This window comes from Methylobacterium sp. J-078 (genome assembly GCF_022829285.1).
GTDB lineage: Bacteria > Pseudomonadota > Alphaproteobacteria > Rhizobiales > Beijerinckiaceae > Methylobacterium.
Genome location: NZ_JAKSYI010000079.1, coordinates 1 through 653 on the forward strand (window position 1 = coordinate 1; position 653 = coordinate 653).

General features: G+C 75.7%; 1 protein-coding gene. It reads right to left on the minus strand.

Annotated features, from left to right (window positions below; genetic code table 11):
* The coding region (locus MKK58_RS13205; protein WP_243912489.1) for a PhnA-like protein at nucleotides 1–653 on the minus strand (653 nt) is incomplete at both ends.

Consider the following 653-nt stretch of genomic DNA (forward strand, 5'->3'; position numbering starts at 1 on the left):
GTGCCGGCGGGCAGGGTTGGGGGGTTTGGGGCGCCCAAGCCGCCGGCCAGGAAAACCGCCAGGGCGGCCCGGGTCAGCGCGAGCGCGCCGTAGAAGGCGGCCTGCGTGGCGGCGGACCTGGCCGGCAACGCCGCGGGCCCGGCCTTCTGCTTGGGCGGCGCCACGGTTTTGTCGTACTGCCTGCCGTAGTCCTGGATCTGCGCCTTTGCCTGGTCGACCGGGATGCCCTGGGCCTTGGCCAGCGCGTCGGCCGCGCGGGTCTCGGCCTGAGCCTTCTGGGCCGGGTCACCCGTGAGCAGGGCGCGGATGGCCGCCACGGCAGCGTCCTTGGCCGCCTGCGGGTCCTGGCCGGCGGCCTGGTCGCGCACCGACTGCTCGATGCCGTCGAGCGGATTGCTGATCTTGGACAGCGAGGGCGCCGCGGCCTGGGCCGCCGTCTGCACGGTGCCCCCCACGAGGGAGCCCGCTCCGCCGAGCGTGCTGGTCACCCCCGAGAACGCGCCGCCGATCAGCCCGCCGGCCGCCGACGTGAGCAGGTAGAGCACCACGAGGGTGGTCACCGCCCAGGAAACGAGGCCGTGCAGGCCGGCCGCCCCCGTGACGGGCTTGCCCGAGAGACGGCCCGCGATGAACCCGCCGGCCAGCGCGGCCAC